The sequence below is a fragment of the Nocardioides sp. AX2bis genome (genome assembly GCF_902506435.1).
In the GTDB taxonomy this organism is placed as follows: Bacteria; Actinomycetota; Actinomycetes; order Propionibacteriales; family Nocardioidaceae; genus Nocardioides.
Map to the genome: position 1 here is coordinate 1 of NZ_LR733248.1, position 1,721 is coordinate 1,721.

Consider the following 1,721-nt stretch of genomic DNA (forward strand, 5'->3'; position numbering starts at 1 on the left):
CCGCCGGACCCACCTGCGCGGCCGCTCTTCGCTCCCGACCCGCCCGACGGCGCCCCCGTACGCCGTTCCCGGCACGCGCCGTCGGGCACCGCGACCACCGCGACCACCGCGGTCGGGGCGGCGGGCACGGCGGGCGGTGCGGGCAACCCCACCGGGTCGACGTACTGGCCCTGGGACACCGGGTCGCGCGACCCTGCCGTGGACTCGACCGGCTCGGGCGTGCTGCCGGCCGTCCAGGAGCCGGTGCCCGGGCGCCGCTCGCAGCGGGTCGGGATCGTCATCGCCCTGCTCCTGGTGATCCTGGTCGCCGCCGTGGTGGCCTACAACCTCGGCCGGGGGCGCACCCCCCTGGGCGCGGAGCCCGAGCCCTCGACCACCCCGACGCCGACCGCGACCGCTGTCCCGGACCCCGTCGCCGTCGAGGGCCTGACGGCGACCCTGCTCGATCCGCAGGGCGGGGGCTCGGAGGACGACGGGGAGGCACCGCTGGCCGTCGACGGCGACCCCGCGACCGGCTGGTCGACCCTGACCTACTTCCAGCAGCTCGGCCCGGGCGGCCTCAAGACGGGCCTGGGCCTCGCCATCGACCTCGGCGAGGAGCGCGACGTCGCCGAGGTCGACCTCGCCTTCGACGGCGCGCCCACCAGTGCCACCGTGTTCGCCTCCGACACGCCCCCGACCGGGGTGGACGGCCTCACCGCCGTCGCCTCCGTCGACGACGCCGGCCAGGAGGCCGGCCTGGAGCTCGAGGACCCGGTCCGGGCCCGCTACCTAGTGGTGTGGCTGACCGCGCTGCCACCGGTCGACGGCGGGTTCTCGGGCGGCCTGCGGGAGATCGCCGTGACGGAGGTCCCCCGTGCGTGAGTCCCGGCCGTGCCGCAGGCCCGGGACCCCCGGTGCCTGAGCCGGCCGGGGGACGCACCGGCAGCTGGGCCGACCCCCGCGACGACGCGGCGCTGCTCGCCGCCCACGTCGCCGGGGACGCCGAGGCCTTCGGGGTGCTGGTCCGACGCCACCAGGACCGGCTCTGGGCGGTCGCGCTGCGCACCTGCGGCCACCCCGAGGACGCCGCCGACGCGCTCCAGGAGGCCCTGGTCGCGGCCCACCGCCGGGCGGCGACCTTCCGGGGGGAGGCCGCGGTCACCACCTGGCTGCACCGCGTCGTCGTCAACGCGTGCCTCGACCGGCTCCGGGCGGCGAAGGTACGCCGCGCCGACCCGCTGCCCGACGACCTCGCGGACCGGCCCGGGACCACCGCGGACGGCGTACCGGCCGGGCTGTCCTCCTCCGCCCAGGACCCCGCGGCGGCTGCCGTGACCGCGGACCGCCGGCGCCGGGTGCTCGCCGCGCTCGCCACCCTGCCGGCTCCCCAGCGCGCCGCGATCGTCCTGGTCGACCTGGAGGGGTACTCGGTGGCCGAGGCCGCCGAGGTGCTCGACTGCGCGGTCGGGACCGTGAAGTCCCGCTGCTCGCGCGGGCGCGCGAGCCTCGCGACGCTCCTCCGGCCGCTGCTCGACGACACCGAGGACGGCCCGGACGGCCCGCTCCCGTCCACCGGGAACCACCCGGCGTCCCGGCACGTCCCATCCACGCCACCACGAGGGCCCCCGCCCCGGGCCTAGGCACGGTCCTGCGGTCCGAGGGACTCCCGGGGCCGTCCACGTCCGCACGGACAGCCTGGGACGATGGACCGTCCCCCGGCCCACCACCCGGCCCACCAC

2 protein-coding genes are annotated in these 1,721 nt (G+C 78.6%); both read left to right on the forward strand.

The features are described from left to right. The coding region (locus GV155_RS20205) for a discoidin domain-containing protein (protein WP_236554543.1) at positions 1-864 on the forward strand (864 nt) is incomplete at its 5' end. 32 nt (positions 865-896) lie between these two features. Further along, entirely contained in the window at positions 897-1,622 is a 726-nt protein-coding gene (gene sigM / locus GV155_RS20210) for an RNA polymerase sigma factor SigM (RefSeq protein WP_160012103.1), read from the forward strand. Positions 1,623-1,721: the final 99 nt, after the last annotated feature.